At 59.1% G+C, this 18,722-nt stretch carries 20 protein-coding genes and 1 tRNA gene; 8 read left to right on the forward strand and 13 right to left on the reverse strand.

Going from position 1 to position 18,722, the window contains the following annotated elements; all coding sequences use genetic code 11:
• Positions 1-444: 444 nt before the first annotated feature.
• Positions 445-1,998 (forward strand): peptide MFS transporter, encoded by a 1,554-nt coding sequence (locus tag ACUTQY_RS07635; protein WP_046686847.1) that lies wholly within the window; start codon positions 445-447, stop codon positions 1,996-1,998.
• A 49-nt stretch (positions 1,999-2,047) separates the two neighbouring features.
• Here ACUTQY_RS07635 and ACUTQY_RS07640 read toward each other — a convergent pair whose 3' ends face one another.
• From ACUTQY_RS07640 to ACUTQY_RS07655, 4 genes are read right to left on the reverse strand one after another with little or no spacing between them, the layout of a single operon-like run.
• Positions 2,048-2,446 (reverse strand): VOC family protein, encoded by a 399-nt coding sequence (locus ACUTQY_RS07640; protein ID WP_046686846.1) that lies wholly within the window; start codon positions 2,444-2,446, stop codon positions 2,048-2,050.
• A complete protein-coding gene (locus ACUTQY_RS07645) occupies positions 2,437-2,865 on the reverse strand; it encodes a YeeE/YedE family protein (RefSeq protein ID WP_046686845.1) in 429 nt (142 codons plus the stop codon). Before ACUTQY_RS07645 ends, ACUTQY_RS07640 begins: the two co-directional genes overlap by 10 nt.
• Before the next feature lie 2 nt (positions 2,866-2,867).
• Positions 2,868-3,302, reverse strand: a complete 435-nt coding sequence (locus ACUTQY_RS07650; RefSeq protein ID WP_046686844.1) for a YeeE/YedE family protein — start codon at positions 3,300-3,302, stop codon at positions 2,868-2,870.
• Positions 3,292-3,609, reverse strand: coding sequence for an ArsR/SmtB family transcription factor (locus tag ACUTQY_RS07655; RefSeq protein WP_046686843.1), 318 nt, complete (start codon positions 3,607-3,609; stop codon positions 3,292-3,294). The genes ACUTQY_RS07650 and ACUTQY_RS07655 overlap by 11 nt, the downstream gene beginning before the upstream one ends.
• A 137-nt stretch (positions 3,610-3,746) precedes the next feature.
• On the opposite strand from ACUTQY_RS07655, the gene ACUTQY_RS07660 reads away from it, so the two are divergent.
• Positions 3,747-4,547, forward strand: a complete 801-nt coding sequence (locus ACUTQY_RS07660; protein ID WP_046686842.1) for an AraC family transcriptional regulator — start codon at positions 3,747-3,749, stop codon at positions 4,545-4,547.
• On the opposite strand, the gene leuA is transcribed toward ACUTQY_RS07660, so the two are convergent.
• Positions 4,498-6,186: a 2-isopropylmalate synthase gene (leuA, locus tag ACUTQY_RS07665; RefSeq protein WP_046686841.1), complete on the reverse strand. Its 1,689-nt coding sequence runs from the start codon at positions 6,184-6,186 to the stop codon at positions 4,498-4,500. The two genes, ACUTQY_RS07660 and leuA, sit on opposite strands and share 50 nt — an antisense overlap.
• 209 nt (positions 6,187-6,395) lie before the next feature.
• On the opposite strand from leuA, the gene ACUTQY_RS07670 reads away from it, so the two are divergent.
• Positions 6,396-6,773: a MysB family protein gene (locus tag ACUTQY_RS07670; protein ID WP_015377419.1), complete on the forward strand. Its 378-nt coding sequence runs from the start codon at positions 6,396-6,398 to the stop codon at positions 6,771-6,773.
• Between the two features lie 33 nt (positions 6,774-6,806).
• Complete coding sequence (locus tag ACUTQY_RS07675) at positions 6,807-7,352, forward strand: GNAT family N-acetyltransferase (RefSeq protein WP_046686840.1); 546 nt, start codon at positions 6,807-6,809, stop codon at positions 7,350-7,352.
• A gap of 6 nt (positions 7,353-7,358) precedes the next feature.
• Here ACUTQY_RS07675 and ACUTQY_RS07680 read toward each other — a convergent pair whose 3' ends face one another.
• The 3 genes from ACUTQY_RS07680 to mdoG all read right to left on the reverse strand — a co-directional run bounded on the left by ACUTQY_RS07680 (position 7,359) and on the right by mdoG (position 11,887).
• Positions 7,359-7,556 carry a YceK/YidQ family lipoprotein gene (locus ACUTQY_RS07680; protein WP_046688460.1) on the reverse strand — a complete coding sequence of 66 codons (198 nt, stop codon included), beginning with the start codon at positions 7,554-7,556 and terminating at the stop codon, positions 7,359-7,361.
• A 211-nt stretch (positions 7,557-7,767) separates the two neighbouring features.
• Positions 7,768-10,326: a glucans biosynthesis glucosyltransferase MdoH gene (gene mdoH / locus ACUTQY_RS07685; RefSeq protein WP_033650723.1), complete on the reverse strand. Its 2,559-nt coding sequence runs from the start codon at positions 10,324-10,326 to the stop codon at positions 7,768-7,770.
• The gene (gene mdoG / locus ACUTQY_RS07690; RefSeq protein WP_169539530.1) at positions 10,319-11,887 is read right to left on the reverse strand and encodes a glucans biosynthesis protein MdoG; all 1,569 of its coding nucleotides are present in this window, start codon (positions 11,885-11,887) and stop codon (positions 10,319-10,321) included. The genes mdoH and mdoG overlap by 8 nt, the downstream gene beginning before the upstream one ends.
• A 259-nt stretch (positions 11,888-12,146) precedes the next feature.
• Here mdoG and mdoC point away from each other — a divergent pair, with 259 nt between their 5' ends.
• The 4 genes from mdoC (at position 12,147) to ACUTQY_RS07710 (ending at position 16,180) form a co-directional block, all read left to right on the forward strand.
• Positions 12,147-13,277, forward strand: coding sequence for a glucans biosynthesis protein MdoC (mdoC, locus tag ACUTQY_RS07695; protein ID WP_047026307.1), 1,131 nt, complete (start codon positions 12,147-12,149; stop codon positions 13,275-13,277).
• 301 nt (positions 13,278-13,578) lie between these two features.
• Positions 13,579-13,803, forward strand: a complete 225-nt coding sequence (locus tag ACUTQY_RS07700; protein ID WP_033642653.1) for a hypothetical protein — start codon at positions 13,579-13,581, stop codon at positions 13,801-13,803.
• Positions 13,804-14,086: 283 nt separating this feature from the next.
• On the forward strand, positions 14,087-15,808 hold the full coding sequence (locus ACUTQY_RS07705; protein WP_004927894.1) for a potassium/proton antiporter: 1,722 nt from the start codon (positions 14,087-14,089) through the stop codon (positions 15,806-15,808).
• Between the two features lie 243 nt (positions 15,809-16,051).
• On the forward strand, positions 16,052-16,180 hold the full coding sequence (locus ACUTQY_RS07710; protein ID WP_033642652.1) for a hypothetical protein: 129 nt from the start codon (positions 16,052-16,054) through the stop codon (positions 16,178-16,180).
• Between the two features lie 60 nt (positions 16,181-16,240).
• Here ACUTQY_RS07710 and ACUTQY_RS07715 read toward each other — a convergent pair whose 3' ends face one another.
• The 5 genes from ACUTQY_RS07715 to cho form a co-directional block, all read right to left on the reverse strand.
• On the reverse strand, positions 16,241-16,372 hold the full coding sequence (locus ACUTQY_RS07715; RefSeq protein ID WP_015377413.1) for a hypothetical protein: 132 nt from the start codon (positions 16,370-16,372) through the stop codon (positions 16,241-16,243).
• A gap of 69 nt (positions 16,373-16,441) precedes the next feature.
• Positions 16,442-16,945: a YlaC family protein gene (locus tag ACUTQY_RS07720; protein ID WP_033642651.1), complete on the reverse strand. Its 504-nt coding sequence runs from the start codon at positions 16,943-16,945 to the stop codon at positions 16,442-16,444.
• Positions 16,946-17,068: 123 nt separating this feature from the next.
• Positions 17,069-17,368, reverse strand: a complete 300-nt coding sequence (locus ACUTQY_RS07725; RefSeq protein WP_033642650.1) for a sigma-S stabilization anti-adapter protein IraP — start codon at positions 17,366-17,368, stop codon at positions 17,069-17,071.
• 186 nt (positions 17,369-17,554) lie between these two features.
• Positions 17,555-17,651: transfer RNA gene (locus ACUTQY_RS07730), tRNA-OTHER, on the reverse strand.
• Between the two features lie 112 nt (positions 17,652-17,763).
• Positions 17,764-18,612, reverse strand: a complete 849-nt coding sequence (gene cho, locus ACUTQY_RS07735) for an excinuclease Cho (RefSeq protein ID WP_046688459.1) — start codon at positions 18,610-18,612, stop codon at positions 17,764-17,766.
• Between the last annotated feature and the right edge of the window lie 110 nt (positions 18,613-18,722).

An 18,722-nucleotide genomic window follows, 5' to 3' on the forward strand; every position in this document is an offset into this window, starting at 1 on the left:
CGGATCAACGGCGCGTTTCCCCTATTTTTAATAATGCTTTCTCGCCGCCGGTAAATTTTCACCTAACTCAGAACTTTCTTAATACAACATATTGTTTATCAACAAATAATTAACTTCCAGCACATAAAACCCGCTGTCAATCATATTTCTGTCACAACCAACAGAAAAACCAGAAAAGGAGATGCTTGTCGACTTTTCGTCTAAAAAATGGGATACAGGTACTAGACAAAACCAACGACCAGTTATCAAATGGTTAAATAATATCACGCCAGATGTGAACCATCGGCCAAGTGAAGAAAAGGTCAGCACGCTTTCCACGGTTTATCAGCGTTGCAGCCGCGGTTTTGTCGGGTAATCCGCATTGGGCGGATCGCCTTCATTAAATACACATACATACCACAGTACGGGCTGCAGCCTTGCAGCGCCTTTTATTGGGAAATCGTTATGCAATCCTCTGTCAATAAGTCAGAAAGCCGGACCTTCTTCGGCCATCCCTATCCGCTGGGTTCTCTGTTCTTCACCGAAATGTGGGAGCGCTTCTCGTTCTACGGCATCCGTCCGCTGCTGATCCTGTTTATGGCCGCCACGGTGTACGACGGCGGCCTGGGCCTGGCGCGCGAGAACGCGTCGGCGATCGTCGGCATCTTCGCCGGCAGCATGTACCTGGCGGCGCTGCCGGGCGGCTGGCTGGCGGACAACTGGCTCGGCCAACGCAAGGCCGTCTGGTACGGTTCGATTCTGATCGCGCTCGGCCACCTGTCGATCGCGCTGTCCGCAGTGATGGGCACCAACCTGTTCTTCATCGGCCTGATGTTCATCGTGCTCGGTTCCGGCCTGTTCAAGACCTGTATCTCGGTGATGGTCGGCACGCTGTACAAGAAAGGCGATGCGCGCCGCGACGGCGGTTTCTCGCTGTTCTACATGGGCATCAACATCGGTTCGTTCATCGCCCCGTTGATCTCCGGCTGGCTGATCAAATCACACGGCTGGCACTGGGGCTTCGGCATCGGCGGTATCGGGATGCTGGTGGCGCTGGTGATTTTCCGGGTGTTCGCCGTACCGGCGATGAAACGCTATGACCGCGAAGTGGGCCTGGATTCCACCTGGAACAGCCCGGTCGCGAAGAAAAAAGGCGTCGGCGCCTGGCTGCTGGCATTGGCGGTAGTCCTGGCTGCGGTCATCGTGCTGATCGCTCAGGGCACCATCGTCATCAACCCGGTTGAGGTAGCCAGCGTGCTGGTGTACGTCATCGCCGCGTCGGTCACCCTGTATTTCATCTACCTGTTCGCCTTTGCCGGCCTGAGCCGCAAAGAGCGTGCACGCCTGCTGGTGTGCTTCATTCTGCTGATCTCCGCCGCGTTCTTCTGGTCGGCGTTTGAACAGAAGCCAACCTCGTTCAACCTGTTCGCCAACGATTACACCAATCGCATGGTCGGCGGCTTCGAGATCCCGGCGGTGTGGTTCCAGTCGATCAACGCCCTGTTCATCATCCTGCTGGCGCCGGTGTTCAGCTGGGCCTGGCCTGCGCTGGCGCGCAATAACGTGCGTCCGAGCAGCATCACCAAGTTCGTGATCGGTATCCTGTGCGCCGCCGGCGGTTTCGGCCTGATGATGCTGGCCGCGCAGAATGTGCTCAGCAACGGCGGCGCCGGCGTATCGCCGATGTGGCTGGTGGGCAGTATCCTGATGCTGACGCTGGGTGAGCTGTGCCTGAGCCCGATCGGGCTGGCCACCATGACGCTGCTGGCGCCGGAGAGAATGCGCGGGCAAATGATGGGGCTGTGGTTCTGCGCCAGCGCGCTGGGCAACCTAGCCGCCGGCCTGATCGGCGGCCACGTCAAGGCCGACCAGCTGGATATGCTGCCGGATCTGTTCGCTCGCTGCTCAGTCGCGTTGCTGATCTGCGCCGCCGTGCTTATCGTGCTGATCGTGCCGATTCGCCGCATGCTGGAAAATACCCAGTCCAAGAGCGCGCAAAAACCGGCGACCAACGCCTGACGGATAGCCCGTTTTATCTCGCAAACCGGCGCTCGATGCGCCGGTTTTTTTATGCTTGCCAGGCCTGATGCTGCAATACCACTCGGTAGCCATCAGGATCTTCAAAGGTTTGCCCCGCCCGATCCCAATAGGGATTATAGGCGGCGACCGATAAGAATCCCGCCTCCCGCATCCGCTCACACGCGGCCCGCCATTCGTTCTCATCCGGCAGATAAAATACCAGCAGATGATCCTGCGTCGGCGCCTGCCCGACCCGTACCCCGCGATGCTGCGTGAACTCCAGATGGTAGGCATGCTGCGGATGCCCGATCATCATGCCGTCGAACCCCTGATGATCGACAAACTCGCCCAGCTTTTCGAACCCCAGCCCGCGGCAATACAGCGTAGCAATCTCTTGCAACCGATCGGTCGGGCGCGCGATGCGCAACACCGCTTTGGCTATCGACATGTCCTCCTCCTCCTCATGATAACGTCATACAGCGCCATGCCCGCCAGCATCGCCAGCAGGAACGGCCATACCCGGCTTATCTCCGCCCCGGCCAACACCCAGGCTGGACCGGGGCAAATACCCGCGATGCCCCAGCCGATGCCGAACAGCACGCTGCCCGCCAGCAAACGACGATCCAGACGCCCGGCGGCCGGGATCTGCAGCGTTTCCCCCAACAGGCTACGCTCTCGTCGCCTCGCCCACAGGAAGGCCGGCGCCGCCACCGCGATCGCACCAGCCATCACCAACGCCAGCGAGGGATCCCACGCGCCGGTAACATCGAGAAACGCCAACACTTTGGCCGGATTGGCCATGCCGGCGACGATCAGCCCCAGACCAAAAATGACGCCGCTCAGCAGCGCCAACAGCGTTTTAAGCATTCTCAACCTCCCACCAGGTGGCGCATCAACCACACGGTCATAAAGCCCAGCAGCATAAACACCGCCGTGGCGGCCAGCGAACGCGGCGCCAACCGTGCGACGCCGCACACGCCGTGCCCGCTGGTGCAACCGCTGCCCAATCGAGTGCCCAATCCCACCAACAGCCCTGCGGCCGCCAGCCCACCGTTGCCGACCGCGATCTCACCGGACGGCAAAGCCGCAGCGGCAGCATACAGCCAGGGAGAGAGCAGCAACCCGCCAATAAATGCGGCGCGCCAGCCCCGCTCCTGGCCACCGGCACTCAATACACCGCCGGTAATGCCGCTGATGCCGGCGATCCGGCCGTTGAACAGCAGCAGCAGCGCCACCGCGCCGCCGATAATGGCCCCGCCCGCCAGCGCGGAATAAGGCGTGAAGTGTTGCCAGTCAATGGTCATCGCGGTTCTCCGGTTGTGGGCAATAAAGCTGATACAGGGTATGGAGCAGCGCCAGCGCTTTGGCATCGGCCACCGCATAGTAAATCTGCTTGCCGGCGCGCCGGGTGGACACCAACCCTTCCTCCCGCAGCACGCCAAGCTGCTGGGACAGCGTCGGCTGGCGGATATCCAGCGCCTGCGCCAGCTCGCTTACCGCCATCTCGCCCTGACTGAGCCGGCACAGCAGCAGCAGCCGATCTTCGTTGCCCAGGGTGCGCAGCATCGCGCCGGCCTGCGCCGCCGCCTTACGTATCGCGTCAATATCCATTGCCCCTCCATCAATATATAAAATTATATAATATTATTTTATAAAGTATTCGCACACAAAGCCACCGACTGGCGTGAAATAACGCCGCATGGCATGCTGTTTGGTCTTATCCTTTTGCCGCGCGGAGGGCGCCAGCGATGCTGTTTTTTCACGACGTTCTGCCGCCCGATCAGCCTGTCCGGCCGTTTGCCAGGGATTATCATCATGGCGACAGCGAGCCGGAGCACTACCATAACTGCGCGCAGCTGATCCACAGCCTGAGCGGCGTGGTGCAGGTCACTACCCGGCTCGGCAGTTGGGTGGTGCCGCCCGGCCGCGGCGTCTGGGTACCGGCGAAAGTGGTGCACAGTCTACGCATCACCGGCCAGGTAGCGGCCAGGACGTTGTTCATCGATCCGCTGGCGCGCGCCGATCTGCCGGCTCAGTGCCAGGTGGTGCAGGTGTCGCCGCTGCTGCGCGAGCTGATTATCAGCGCGATGGAGATTGCGCCCGGCTACCCCAGCGGCGGGCGCGACGAACGCATCATGGAATTGATTCTGGATGAATTACGGGTGCTGCCGAGCCTGCCGCTGCACCTGCCCGAACCGCGCGAGGCCTCGCTGCTCGCCCTGTGCCGCCATATTCAGGCCACGCTGGCGCAGCCCTGGACGCTGGAACAGGCGGCCGAACGCCTCAATGTCAGCGGACGCACCCTGTCGCGGCGCTTCCAGCGAGAAACCGGGCTGCGTTTTGGCGATTGGGTGCGACGCGCCCGTTTACTGGCGGCGCTGAACGCGCTGGCGATCGGACGTTCGGTGTTGGAAGTGGCGCTGGATCTCGGCTATGACAGCCCCAGCGCGTTCAGCGCCATGTTTCGCCGGGTGCTGGGGGTAGCGCCCAGCGACTATTTCAGCCGGGCCGCGCCGACGTTGACGCCAGATAGCGCCCGGCGACGTTGAACAACGCCTGCAGCGAAGCGCTGGCGGAGTCGACGTCGATGCCAACGCCGTAGCTCGCCTCGCCGTGCGGCAAAACGCAGCGAATGTAAGCCACCGCTCGGCTGTCGCTCTGATGCCCCAGCGTATGCTCGTGGTAATCTTCGATAGCCAACGGCAAACCGAAGCGTTGGCGCAGCGCATCCACCGCGCTGGAAAGCAGGCCGTTGCCGGCCCCCTGCAGCTGCAGAGGCTCCCCCTGCCAGGCGACTCGCGCGTTGAAACTGTACGCTTCCACGCCGTGACTTTCCGTTTGATAGCTCAACAGCTGCAAGCGCGGCTGCTCCACCAGCCCGTAAGTGTCGCGGAATAAGCGCCACAGCTGCGCGACGCTCATTTCCTTACCGCTGCCGTCGGTCGCCCGCTGGACCACCTGGCTGAAATCAATCTGCAAACCGCGCGGCAGCGCCAGCCCATGGTTCTGCTCCAACAGCCAGGCGGCGCCGCTTTTGCCGGACTGGCTGTTAACCCGGATCACCGCCTCATAGCTGCAGCCGACATCGGCGGGATCGAGCGGCAGGTAAGGCACCTGCCACCAGCCATCTTGCCGCTGCCGTTGCGCGGCGAAGCCTTTCTTGATCGCATCCTGATGCGATCCGGAGAAGGCGGTAAACACCAATTCGCCGGCATAAGGATGGCGAGGATGCACCGGCAGCTGATTGCACTGTTCCACCACCTCCACCACCTGCTTCAAGCGGCTGAAGTCCAGGCCCGGCGCCACGCCCTGGGTATAGAGATTCAACGCCAACGTGACCAGATCGACGTTGCCGGTACGCTCGCCGTTGCCGAACAGGCAGCCTTCGACCCGATCGGCGCCGGCCAGCAGCGCCAGCTCGGCGCAGGCGACGCCGGTGCCGCGATCGTTATGCGGGTGCACGCCGATCGTCACATCAGCGCGACGGCTGAAGTGGCGACAGAACCATTCGATCTGATCGGCATACACGTTGGGCGTACTCACCTCCACCGTCGCCGGCAGGTTGATGATCATCGGCCGCTGTGCCCCCGGTTGCCAAACATCCGCCACCGCTTCGCAGATCTCCAGCGCGAACGCCAATTCGGTAAAGCAGAAGGTTTCCGGCGAATATTCGAAGCACCAGACGGTATCAGGCTGCGCCTCGCAATGCCGGCGAATGCGCCGCGCGCCGTTCACCGCTAGCGCCACGGTAGCCGCCTTATCCTGGCGGAACACGATGTCGCGAAACATCGGCGCCGTGGCGTTATACAGATGCACGATAGCCCGCGGCGCCCCCTGCAGCGCCTCGAAGGTGCGGTCGATCAGATCGTCGCGCGACTGCGTCAGCACCTGAATGGTGACATCGTCCGGGATCAGCCGCTCGTCGATCAGGGCGCGCACAAAGTCGAAGTCCGTTTGCGACGCCGAAGGGAAAGCCACCTCAATCTCTTTGAAACCGCACTGCAACAGCAGCTGATAGAACTCGCGCTTGCGCGCGTTATCCATAGGCTCCGCCAGCGCCTGGTTGCCGTCGCGCAGATCGCTGGAGCACCAGCGCGGCGCCTGTCGCAGGGTACGCGAAGGCCACTGGCGATCCGGTAACGTCACCGGCGGGAACGGTCGGTATTTGCTTGAAGGGTCGATTAACATGGGCTTCTCCTGATGCCTGAGTGAACGATACCGTCATTATTTCCCGCCTCCGCGCCTGCTTCTCCCGCTTTGCGGACAACCGTCGTCGCAGAGCGGACAACAAAAAAATTTGCATCCTGCGCCAGTGAGACAACAATTAGTTTTGACGTTTCCCCCACCGCGCCGGCAGCACGCCGGACGCTTTACTCTCATTGTCAACGGAGGCGAACATGAGCCTGTATGCAACCCTGGAAGAAGCCATCGAGGCCGCACGCGAAGAGTTTCTCGACACCGCCGAAGGCGGCGGCGGTGACGAACCGCCGGTGCCGCAGCAGTTCAATCTGCAAAAGTACGTGATGCAGGATGGCGACACGATGTGGCAGGCGGAGTTCTTCGAAGAAGAAGGCGAGGCGGTGGAATGCCTGACGCTGCGCAGCGGTGCGGCGGCGCAGGCGATCTTCGACGGTGACTACGACGAGGTGGAAATCACCGCCGAGTGGATAGACGAAAACACCCTGTACGAATGGGAGGAAGGCGACTTCCAGCTCGAGCCGCCGTTGGATACCGAAGAAGGCCAGGCCGCCGCCGATGAGTGGGATGAACGTTAACCCGCACGACGCTTTGAACGCCAAGGAGGCAGCATGAACATTCGCCAGGCCCGCCCCACCGACTACCCCGCCATTTTGCAGCTGCAGGCGGAAAACGTGCCGGAAGCGCTCGATGAGCGCCAAAAACGGCAGGGATTTATCGTATCGCGCATGAATGAGGCGCAGCTGACGGCGATCAACCGCGGCATCGGCATATGGGTGGCGGAACAGGAGGGCCAACTGGCGGGGTTCGTTTGCCTGATGCCCGCCGACGCGCAGCCGCGGCCGCCGGTGGTGGATGCGATGCTGGCGACGCTCGCCACGCACTCATTCGCCGGACGGCCGCTGAGTGAGCAGCGGGTATTTCTCTACGGCCCGGTCTGCCTCGGCATGGCCTGGCGCGGCAAAGGCGTATTAAAGCGCCTCTACGCCGCAGTCAAAGCGCACACCCGCCATGATTACGACGTGGGCGCACTGTTTATCGACGACGACAATCCGCATTCGTTGGCCGCTCACGTGCAAGGGCTGGGGATGACGGCGCTGGCGCCTTTCCATTGCGGGCAGAAAGGCTACCAGCTGGTGGTGTTCGCCACCCGCTGAGCAGGTTTATTCATAGGGGCCATGCTGCGCATCGAACGGCAGCATAAAGGTGTCCACCACCATCGACAGCGGCACATCTATCACCGTGACGTAACGCCAGGGCGTATCGCGCAAATCCCACTGCACGCCGGGATAGTACTGGTGGCCATGCCCCGCACCGGGCACGGTGCGGCTGATGATGCTGCCGCAACCGGTTAAGACCATCACGCTGGCCGCCACGCAGGCCAGCCGAAGGTAGGAAGAGAGCTTCACGACATTGACTCTGAGCAAAGGGTTGTTTCGCGAGTGAACAACGCATCGGCCGCAGTCTACCACAGTTCCCTTTCTCCACCGGTACCGGCGCGCGTAAGCAAAAGGTAAAAAAAACGGGGAACGCGCCATGCGCATTCCCCGTCTGAGCGTTACCGTTCAGCGATTAACGTCGGCCCGTTGGGTGTGCCAGCGGGTTGTGCGGCAACTGCTGATAGTGCTCACGCCAGGCGGCGCCTTCCGGCAGCAGCCAGACGCGCTGGTGCAGACGAGCCAGCGTGACCGGATCGCTCAGCAGTTCCAGACGCTTGCCCTTCACCAGCTTCTCCGGCCCCAGCTGCAACGCTTCGTTTACCCGCTCCTCGCGATTGCGATCGAGCGTCGCGCGCAGGTGGTGACGCGCCGTCGCCAGCGCCGTCGCCAACGCGTTGAAGGACGGGTTGACCACCGCGTGCATAAAGCCGTTGGTCAACGCGCGGTTGCGGTTGAGATGCAGGTACTCTTCCGTCGCCAGCAGCTCACGCGGCGGATTGTACTCTTCCGGGATCAGGAACAGCTTGGCGCGTTTGCTTTTCATGCCCAGCGTCGCGCGGCTCGACAGCACCGACACGAACGGCGACAGGATCAGCGAGAACACGATTGGCGACAGCCACCACAGGAAACGCAGATCCAGCCACGCCATGCCGCCGGCCCACACCAGGCCCAGCAACATCTGCGAGCCATGGCGGCGGAACGCTTCGCCCCACGGCGTGTCGTCGTCGTCACGCTGCGGCGAATTCCACACCACTTCCCAACCGAGGAAGGCGCTCACCACGAACACGGTATGGAACAGCATGCGCACCGGCGCCAACAGCACCGAGAACAGCATTTCCATCAGCATCGAAATGAACAAACGGAACGCGCCGCCATACTCTTTCGCCCCCTTGGCCCAGATCAGCACGATGCTGAGCAGCTTCGGCAGGAACAGCAGCACCAGCGTGGTGGAGAACAGCGCTATCGCCAGCTCGGGCCGCCACTGCGGCCAGACCGGGAACAGCTGCCGCGGCTGCAGGAAGTATTGCGGCTCCATCAGGGTATGCACCACCTGCAATGCGGTGGAGAGCGCCAGGAACATGAACCACAGCGGCGCCGACAGGTAGGACATCACGCCGGTGAGGAACACCGCGCGGTGCACCGGGTGCATGCCCTTCACCAGGAACAGGCGGAAGTTCATCAGGTTGCCGTGGCACCAGCGACGGTCGCGTTTCAGCTCGTCCAGCAGGTTCGGCGGCAGCTCTTCGTAACTGCCCGGCAGATCGTAAGCGATCCACACGCCCCAGCCGGCGCGGCGCATCAGCGCCGCTTCAACGAAGTCGTGCGACAAGATAGAACCGGCGAAGGAGCCCTCGCCCGGCAGCGGCGCCAGCGCACAGTGCTCGATAAACGGCTTCACGCGGATGATGGCGTTATGGCCCCAGTAGTGCGACTCGCCCAGCTGCCAGAAATGCAGACCGGCGGTAAACAGCGGCCCGTAAACGCGGGTAGCGAACTGCTGCACGCGCGCGTACAGGGTATCCATGCCGGACGCCTTCGGCGCGGACTGGATGATGCCGGCGTTCGGGTTGGCTTCCATCAGGCGAACCAGCCCGGTGAGGCATTCGCCGCTCATCACGCTGTCGGCATCCAGGATCACCATGTAGCTGTACTCACCGCCCCAGCGACGGCAGAAGTCGTCGATGTTGCCGCTCTTGCGTTTGACGCGGCGGCGGCGGCGGCGATAGAAGATGCGGCCGTGGCCGTCGACATCGCGGCACAGTTCCATCCACGCCTTTTGCTCGGCCACGCAGATGTCCGGATCGTAGCTGTCGCTCAGCACGTAGATATCGAAGTGTTCCAACTGACCGGTCGCGGCGACGGACTCATAGGTCGCGCGCAGGCCGGCGAACACGCGTTCGACGTCTTCGTTGCAGATCGGCATGATCAGCGCGGTGCGGTGCGCCGGGTTGATCGGCTCATCGCCCTTGATGGTGGAGGAAATGCTGTATTTGTCCTTGCCGATCAGCAGCTGCAGGAAGCCCATCAGCGCGGTCCAGAAACCGGCCGAGACCCAGCAGAACAGCACGGCGAACAGGATCAGAATGCCGGTTTGCAGCACATACGGCAGCAGCTGCAGCACCGACTGCATCAGATCTTGGTCCAGCATGGCGATAGGATCGATCAGCGCCCAGCCCTGGTAAGGCAAGATGGTTTTCATATACCAGGTGGCGATGCCGGTTTGCACCAGCATCAGCACCAGCAGCACATAGCGGCGCATGGAGCCGACGGTACGCCAGCGGTTCTCGGCCTCGGCCTCCTCTTTGGTGGCGTGCCGATTGTGCGGCGACCGCCCCAGCAGAGAATCCCAGAAGCGCGCCACCGGGTTGGTGCGCCAGGCTTCCGGGAACATGGTGGTGCGTTTGATCGGCGGCGTCGCCTTCAGAATGGCGCGCCCTTCGGCGTCGGTATCGAAGTCGTCATCGCTGACCGCATCCGGCCAGGCGCTTTCGATGCGCGGTTTGACCGAGGCCAGCGCCACGTCATCCGCCGACAGGCTATTGACGTTGGCGTCGGCGGCGCCCATCTGCCGATGTAGCGCCTCCAGAGCCTGAGCGTCATCCGCCGTTTTAGGGGTAAGCGCCTCCGACCGCTCGGCGGTCAGAGGCAGCGCCGCAAGATAATCCTGGGCGGGTTGAGTAGGCTTATTCATTGGCAGGTAGCTGATAGCTCCAGGTTTCCGACAGTGTCTTATCGCCATTGACCAGCGCCGCGCGCATTTCTACCGGCTTCTTGTCGTCTTTCACTTTCAGACGCACCGTCAGGCGCCAGCCTTTGGTCACTGGGTTATAGCGGACGTTGTTTTCTACCATTTCACCGTTGTCGCCGATGCTGATCTGAGAAGCGACCGGCGTATTGGCGTCCAGCGCTTTCAGCACCGGGCCGACGAAATCGACCAGGAAGGCGACGCTGCCGTCAGGCTCGCGGATCAGGTTGGACTGCTTCACGTCACCGGTCGAACGCATGGTCCGCGCCACATAGGCGATGTCTTGCGAATGCAGTTTGTCTTCATCGCGGGTGAAGTTCAGACGGTAGCTCAGCGTCAGCGGTTTTTTGGCTTCCGGCAAGGTATCCGGCGTCCAGAACGCGACGATGTTGTCGTTGGTTTCATCCGCCGTTGGGATCTCCACCAGCTCGACCTTGCCTTTGCCCCAGTCGCCTTTCGGTTCGATCCAGGCGCTCGGGCGCAGATCGTAACGATCGTCCAGATCTTCGTACTCTTTGAAGTTGCGACCGCGCTGCAGCAGACCGAAGCCTTTCGGATTCTCAACGGTATAGGTGCTGACGGACAGGTGTTTAGGATTGTTCAGCGGACGCCAGATCCACTCGCCGTTGCCGGCATGGATAGACAGACCGTTGGAATCGTGCAGCGCCGGGCGGTAGTTCAGCGTCGGCGACGGCTGGTTCGGGCCGAACAGGAACATGCTGGTCAGCGGCGCCAGGCCCAATTTGCCCACCTTATCGCGCAGGAACACTTTGGACTCGACGTCCACGGTGGTGTCACGGCCCGGGATCACCGTGAAACGGTAAGCGCCGGTGGCGCGCGGGGAATCCAGCAGCGCGTAGATCACCAGGTGTTTGTCGCCCTGCTTCGGACGCTCAACCCAGAATTCGCGGAAACGCGGGAACTCTTCGCCGGAAGGCAAAGCGGTATCGATAGCCAGGCCACGAGCGGAAAGCCCGTAAACCTGCCCTTTACCCACCACGCGGAAATAGCTCGCGCCCAGCAGGCTCATAATCTCATCGTTTTTGTCGGCGCTGTTGATCGGGTAGAGCACCTTGAAGCCGGCAAAGCCGAGGTTCTTCACTGATTCAGGATCGTGTTTGACCGAGCCGAAGTTGAAGTAATCCGGGCTGTACTTGATCTGTTTTACGCTGGTAGAGGTGACTTCGTTGATTTTCACCGGCGTATCGAAATACATCCCCTGATGATAAAACTCAAGCTTGAAAGGGGTTTTCAGCTTGCTCCAATAGGCTTTATCGTGATTGAACTGAATCTGCTGATAGTCTGCGAACTTCATCTCGCGGAACTGAGAAGGAAGGTTGCTCTTCGGGGCTTCGAAACCTTTCGCAGCCAGATCCTGCGCCTGCTTGGCCACATCATCAATAGAAAAGGCCCATGCCGGCGAACTGAACAGCGTGAACAATACGGTAGCACCTAACCAACGAACGCTCGCGGCGCGTGGTTGTCCGGATAATATATTAACTAGCACATCCCCCCCTATTCGTGTGCTCAAATCATTTAAATCCATATTAATGGATTACTCAGCTTTCCGACAACATGATAAATGGATGGTTCATGTTTACGGCTCATTGTTTAAGCAGCTGATGGAGCACCAGCGTAGCAAGCCGCGCAACAAGACGCTATGGAAAAATGCGAGGGGCTATAGTAGGGTTCCGGATAACAATTTAACGTTTGACGACTTATTAAGCGTGTTAATGAGCACCCGATTAAATCACCAGCGGTAATCTATGACTAAAGGCAGCAAACAGCGCGAGTTTTTCCTCGATTCGATCCGAGCCTATTTGATGCTGCTCGGCATTCCGTTTCACCTTTCCCTGATTTATTCCAGCCACGTCTGGGCGGTGAACAGCGCGTCGCCCTCCTTCTCACTCACGGTGCTGAACGACTTCATCCACGCCTTCCGCATGCAGGTGTTCTTCGTGATTTCCGGCTACTTCTCCTACATGCTCTACGAACGTTACGAGCGCCATCAGTGGCTGAAGGTCAGGCTGGAGCGGGTGGCGATCCCGCTGTTGAGCTCCATCCCGCTAATTACGGTGCCGCAATTTTTCATGCTGAAATATTTCACCGATAAATTAAACGGCTGGGACGAGTTTTCTCTCTATCAGAAAATAAATGTAACAGTTTGGGAATTGGTGTCTCATCTGTGGTTCTTATTGACCCTGTCATTGTTAACCTTCGCCTGCTTTTATCTGTTCCGCAAAATCAAGCGTCAAACCCGCGAGCCTATTCCAGCGTTAATAAACAGAATGCGTGGATTAGGAAACATCTCACTGTGTTTCTTTATTTATGCGGTATGCTACTCGGCCGCGCACCGTATTATTTTAATTTTCGCGCCGCAGCTATTATCCAATGGCCTGTTCAATTTCGTGGTGATGGAGACGATGTTCTACCTGCCGTTCTTCATCCTCGGCGCCTATGCGTTTAAGTATGTGTGGCTTAAAGAGATTTTCCTGCGCCGTTCGCCGCTGGCGCTGCTCGGCTCGCTGCTGCTGTTTATCGCATATATGCTGAACCAGAAACTGTTGGCGCACAGCAGCTATATGTTCGAGCTGGAAGTGGTGATCAAAACCCTAATGGGGATCCTGATGACCAATGTGGTGTTCTCTTTCGGGCATAACCTGCTGAATTATCACTCGCCGCGCATCACCTATCTGGTCAACGCCTCGCTGTTTATATATCTGGTGCACCATCCGTTGACCCTGATATATGGCGCTTTCGTGACGCCTTATATCGGCAACAACCTGTTGGGGTTCTTGCTGGGCCTGCTGTTTGTGTTCTCGCTGGCCTTCGCTTTATATGAGCTGCACAAACGCATCCCGGTGCTGCGCTTCCTGTTCTCCGGCAAGCCGCAATAAACCTGGCCCCTGTAAACCTGAATGTTTGCAGGGGTTTTCTGTCATATTACCGCCGCGCAAAAAGCCTATACTGGTCGTTTGCATGCAGAGCACACATTGTTCAGCTTGACGTCGTCCGTTAAGGCAAAGTGATACGGCGGCATAGATAACATGGCCGTTATAACTGCAATGCATAAGTAGAAATCCGGATCCCTGCCTTACGGTAGTGATTGGGCTCAACCCCCGAAGGGCTGCGCGATCGCTTGATTGATTCGATGGCGTTACCTGTCTCTCCCTTCCGTCACGACAGAGAGGATTTTGAATGACCGATAAAAATACCCAGGCTCAGGAAGCCGTAGCGGAAAACGCCACCCTGCTGAAGATCCTCAGCAGGTTGCTGTCCGCGCTGGACGCTTCGATCAGCGGTAAAGAACGCAGCGTTTTGGTCGCTGAGCTCTCCAACTTCAATCTCGACGGCATTTCCGAAGCGGAACGCAAACTGGCCACCGAGCTGATCAAACGGTCGCTGGAATCGCTCGACCATTAACCCTACCGCGCCTGCAAACCATTAAGCCTGCCTGCGCGGGCTTAATGGTTTTTCCCGCCGTGCAAACCCGGCATTGTTGCCAAAACCGAAATACAGCAGCCTGATAATGTTGGATAAAAGGCAGAACTTCACCTCTTCCCCTCACTTTCTTAGTTTAATCGCACCAAAGGGTAATAATTGATCGATTGTTTTCGCAATCAGCCTTGGCGTTTTACCCACTAAACACGTTATCATCGAAATACGCGCAGAGTCCCCTATCCCCCAGCCTCAGGAGAACGATATTTTGGATGCCAGCACCATTAACAGCTTGTTCGTCATCGGTGCCGTGCTGGTGGGGGCAAGCATTCTGCTCAGCTCATTTTCTTCCCGGCTCGGCATTCCGATCCTGGTGATCTTCCTGGCGATCGGCATGCTGGCCGGCGTTGACGGCCCCGGTGGCATCGTCTTCAGCAATTACCCGGTCGCTTATCTGGTCAGCAACCTCGCGTTGGCGGTGATCCTGCTCGACGGCGGCATGCGCACCCGGGTCAGCTCGTTCCGCGTGGCCCTGTGGCCGGCACTGTCTCTCGCCACCGTCGGCGTGGTGATCACCGCCGGGCTGACCGGCATGGCCGCCGCCTGGCTGTTCAATCTCGATCTGTTGCAGGGGTTGCTGATCGGCGCCATCATCGGTTCTACCGACGCCGCCGCGGTATTTTCGCTGCTGGGCGGCAAAGGCCTGAACGAACGCGTCAGCGCCACGCTGGAGATCGAGTCCGGCAGCAACGATCCTATGGCGGTATTTCTCACCATCACGCTGATTGCGATGATCGCCGCCGGTGAAACCGCGCTGAGCTGGACCTTCCCGCTGCATCTGATGCAGCAGTTCGGCATGGGCATCGTCTTCGGTCTCGGCGGCGGCTGGCTGCTGCTGACGCTGATTAACCACATCAAGCTGGCGGACGGCCTCTACCCGCTGCTGGCGGTGAGCGGCGGCATTCTTATTTTCGCGCTGACCACCGCGCTGGACGGCAGCGGCATTCTGGCGGTGTACCTGTGCGGCCTGCTGCTGGGCAACCGTCCAATTCGCAACCGTCACGGCATCGTGCAAACCTTCGATGGCCTGGCATGGCTCAGCCAGATCGGCATGTTCCTGGTGCTCGGCCTGCTGCTCAATCCGCATGAGCTGTTGCCGATCGCCATCCCTGCCCTACTGCTGTCGCTGTGGATGATCCTGTTCGCACGCCCGCTGTCGGTGTTTATCGGCCTGCTGCCGTTCCGCAGCTTTACCCTGCGCGAACGCGGCTTTATTTCCTGGGTTGGCCTGCGCGGCGCGGTACCGGTGATCCTGGCGGTGTTCCCGATGATGGCCGGGCTGCCCAACGCCCAGCTGTTCTTTAACGTGGCGTTCTTCGTGGTGCTGGTCTCCCTGCTGCTGCAAGGCACCACACTGTCGTTCGCCGCCAAAAAGGCCAAGGTGATCGTGCCGCCGGCGCTGACGCCGATCTCCCGCGTTGGGCTGGACGTGCACCCGGAAAACCAGTGGGAACAGTTTGTGTATCAGCTTTCGGCGGAAAACTGGTGCGTCGGTGCCGCGCTGCGCGAGCTGAAAATGCCGCCCAATACCCGCATCGCCGCCCTGTTCCGCGGCAAAGAGCTGCTGCACCCTAGCGGCAGTACCCGGCTGCGCGAGAACGATATCCTGTGCGTTATCGGCCATGAGCACGATCTGCCGATCCTCGGCAAACTGTTTAGCCAAGCGCCGGCCGTGACGCTCGACGAACGCTTCTTCGGCGACTTTATCCTGCAATCCGACGCCCGTTTAAGCGACATCTCGCAGGTTTATGGCCTCAATCTGCAAGACGATGTCGACGAGCAACAGACGCTGGGGCAGTTCGTCATTCAGCTGATCGGCGGTGAACCGGTGATCGGCGACCAGGTGGAGTGGGACGGCCTGACCTGGACCATTGCCGAAATGGAGGGCAATCAGGTCAGCAAGATAGGCGTCAGGATCGTGACCGACTAACGCGGCCGCGATATCAGATGAGGGAACTTCTGGCCTTAAGAACGTTCTTAATCACTATCATGATGCATGAAGTACGGCGTCGCTGAATTATATCCGTTTGATATAAAAACAATTTAACAGCGGCGCCAACGGGGATTAGGGATGTGAACGGCAAGACTCGATTTCTTTCGGTGATGATGATCATGGCGCTGGGCGTAGCGGCGCTCGATCTCAGCATCGCCGGTTTGGTCCATAGACTTTTAATTGGATAATTTCAACGTGACGCAGCGGGAACAAGAAAAAGACATTCTGGGGAAAATACTGGTGACGGTGTCCGCGCTTTGCCTGATTCTGGTGGCGGCGTTCCTCATCTGGGGATTCATGCTGGACTGATGCCGAGGACGCTCAGAGATAAAAAAAACCGCCGCGGCGGTTTTTTTATGGGTCAGGCGATCAGATCTTGCAACCTTCGCAGTCCGCTTCGTCTTCGAGGAATTCAGGGACCTCTTTTACCTTCTGCGCCGCTTTTTCTTCGGCTTTCGCCAGTTCGGCATCGATATCAAAATCGAAAATATCATCACTCATCGCTTGGTCCTCATTCTGCTTCGCGTTCAAACGCTGAGTATAATCGACAAGCCACCGGCCGGAAACCTTTCAGTTTGCCGCCGCCAGCTGCGGTGGCTCATCCTGAGGCTTTTTTCCGTAGGCCATGTCGTACACGTCGTAGAAGTCGATTTCGCCCTTGTTGCCGATGATGACTCTCATCTTCTGTTTCAGCGCGGCGCCGATGGACGGCTCATCCAGCAGTTGCTGCACCGCATAAGGCGACAGCGCGCGGGTGAAGTACCACTCGCCGTTATAGCACACCCGCAGATCCAGCACCCCGATGTCTTCAAAGCGGTAGACCGGCCGGATCTCTATCAGCAGCATGGCGAACATGAACAGCACAAAGGCGGTGAAGCCGAGGAAGGCATACATCCCCATGTACGGCACCTGATACATCACGGCGATCACCGCGAAGTAACCGGCGAACATGGCAAGGCACAAATAGCGGTGAGTGCGGGCGAATTCGCTGTTGAAGCGCGGCTTGCCGTCGCGCCCTTCGCGCCGATTGATCTGTTCAATCTCTTTAACCAAGATGCTTTTAATCGCGTCCATCGTTACAACCTTATGCTGGAAACAGCATTGCCATCAAATCTCACCGCTAAAAGTAACACAAGTACAGTTTTGCCGGGTAGATCAGTTAACCAACTTAATGGCGGCAACTGTTATAGTTCGGCTTCAGCGCGGTTGAGCGGCTTTGCCTTGCGCAAACATGAACATGCGCTGGGCGACGTCGTCGGCCTGTTTGATTTTCTGCTTTTGCGGTTCGTTGCTGCGTTGAATGGCGCGGGCGTAGGCGATTTCATGGGCCTGATCGATCATCGCGATGATGCGATCACGTTCAGTCTTCTCCATATTGCCCAACATGGTGGTGATAATCGCCTGGTAAGCGTTGGACGCGGCGGTCAGCGCCTTCTCTCTCGCCTCGAGGGCGGCGACGCGTTGCAAGAGTTCCTGCAGTTGCTCGGAGTGGGACATATCGACCTCCTGTTGCCGGGCAGCAAGCCTGCCTGATTACAGTTTAGCAAAGGATCGAGAGAGAAAGAGGAAGGAAAGCCAGCGGTTACGGTAAAGCACACCCGAAAATCCCAACGAGGAGCCGATAGTGCAAATCAACCCGGGTGCGCTTTACGATAAGCGCGATGAGATGAAGTGAAAGAAAGCTGGCGCGCTATGCAGGACTCGAACCCGCGTCTATCAATTTTCAAGCCAAAACAAGCCATTATAAAACCAATCACTCTGCCAACTGAGTTAATAGCGCGTTCCTTCGCTTCGGGGCGTTATTATCCATAACAACATTATGGACTCAAGCTTTTTTAGCATAATGCCCTGATTTTACGGATAAGTCTTAGGTTATCGCCAGCGTTATGGCCTTATGGCAGCTCAATAATCGGGTAATCGCCGGCGATAAGCGGCTTGCACAAAATCTTGTAGCCATCGCTGTCGAAATGGCTGGCCGCGCTCTGTAGCCGCTCCGCCTGCGCCAGATTGCCGACCGAGCCCAGATAAAACCAATTGTGGATCACATGGTACTGACGCAGCGTCTCGCCCTGCTCCTCCAGCGCCACGCGCCCGGCGAACGGCCAACAGGTGATACGCAGCTGCTCAAGCGCCGCGCTGAGCCGCAGCGCATGCTCCTGCGCCGACTCCACGCCACAGCAGGCGCCCGCGCACTTGCGCAGGCTGTAGCGGAAACAGGCTCGCCCCGCCGGCAGCTTGTCGATCCCCAGCTTGCCGTAACATAAACGATGCTCGTCGGCGATGGCGCGCAGCTTTTCCAGCGCGGCGTGGCGATTGGCAAACAGCCCGTAGAGATGGGGCGTGACGGCGAAGTCGATCTCTTTGGCGTGAGCAATCGTCACCGCATCAGCCTGCAAGCGCAGCGCGCACAGCTGTTTCGAGCGCCGCAGACGTTTGTTGAACAACGGCTGTTGTTGTTTGATCAACTGCGCCTCCAGCAGCAATGCGCCCAACTCACCGGCGGTCTCGATAAAGCTGATGCGTCGGGTTTGGCGCAGCATTTTAGCCTCGTCCTGCGCGCGAAAGTGCGCCATCACCCGGCTGCGTATATTGACGCTTTTACCGATGTAAAGCGGCAGGCTCTCGCTTTGACCGTGAAACACATACACGCCCGGCCCTTTAGGCAACGGCGTCAGGCAGGCGCGCAGGTGCTCCGGGTATTGATAAATGTCGAGTTCTGGCTCGAGGCGGTTTGGCATCATGGCGGTGGCATTATCCTGCTGATGAATGAATACTGGTTTTTTACACAGTATAACGCCCAACGCAGCCGGTTGCACACCCAGCGGATAATAACTCACCGTGATCTTTAACG

It is taken from the genome of Serratia sp. TSA_130.1 (genome assembly GCF_052691795.1).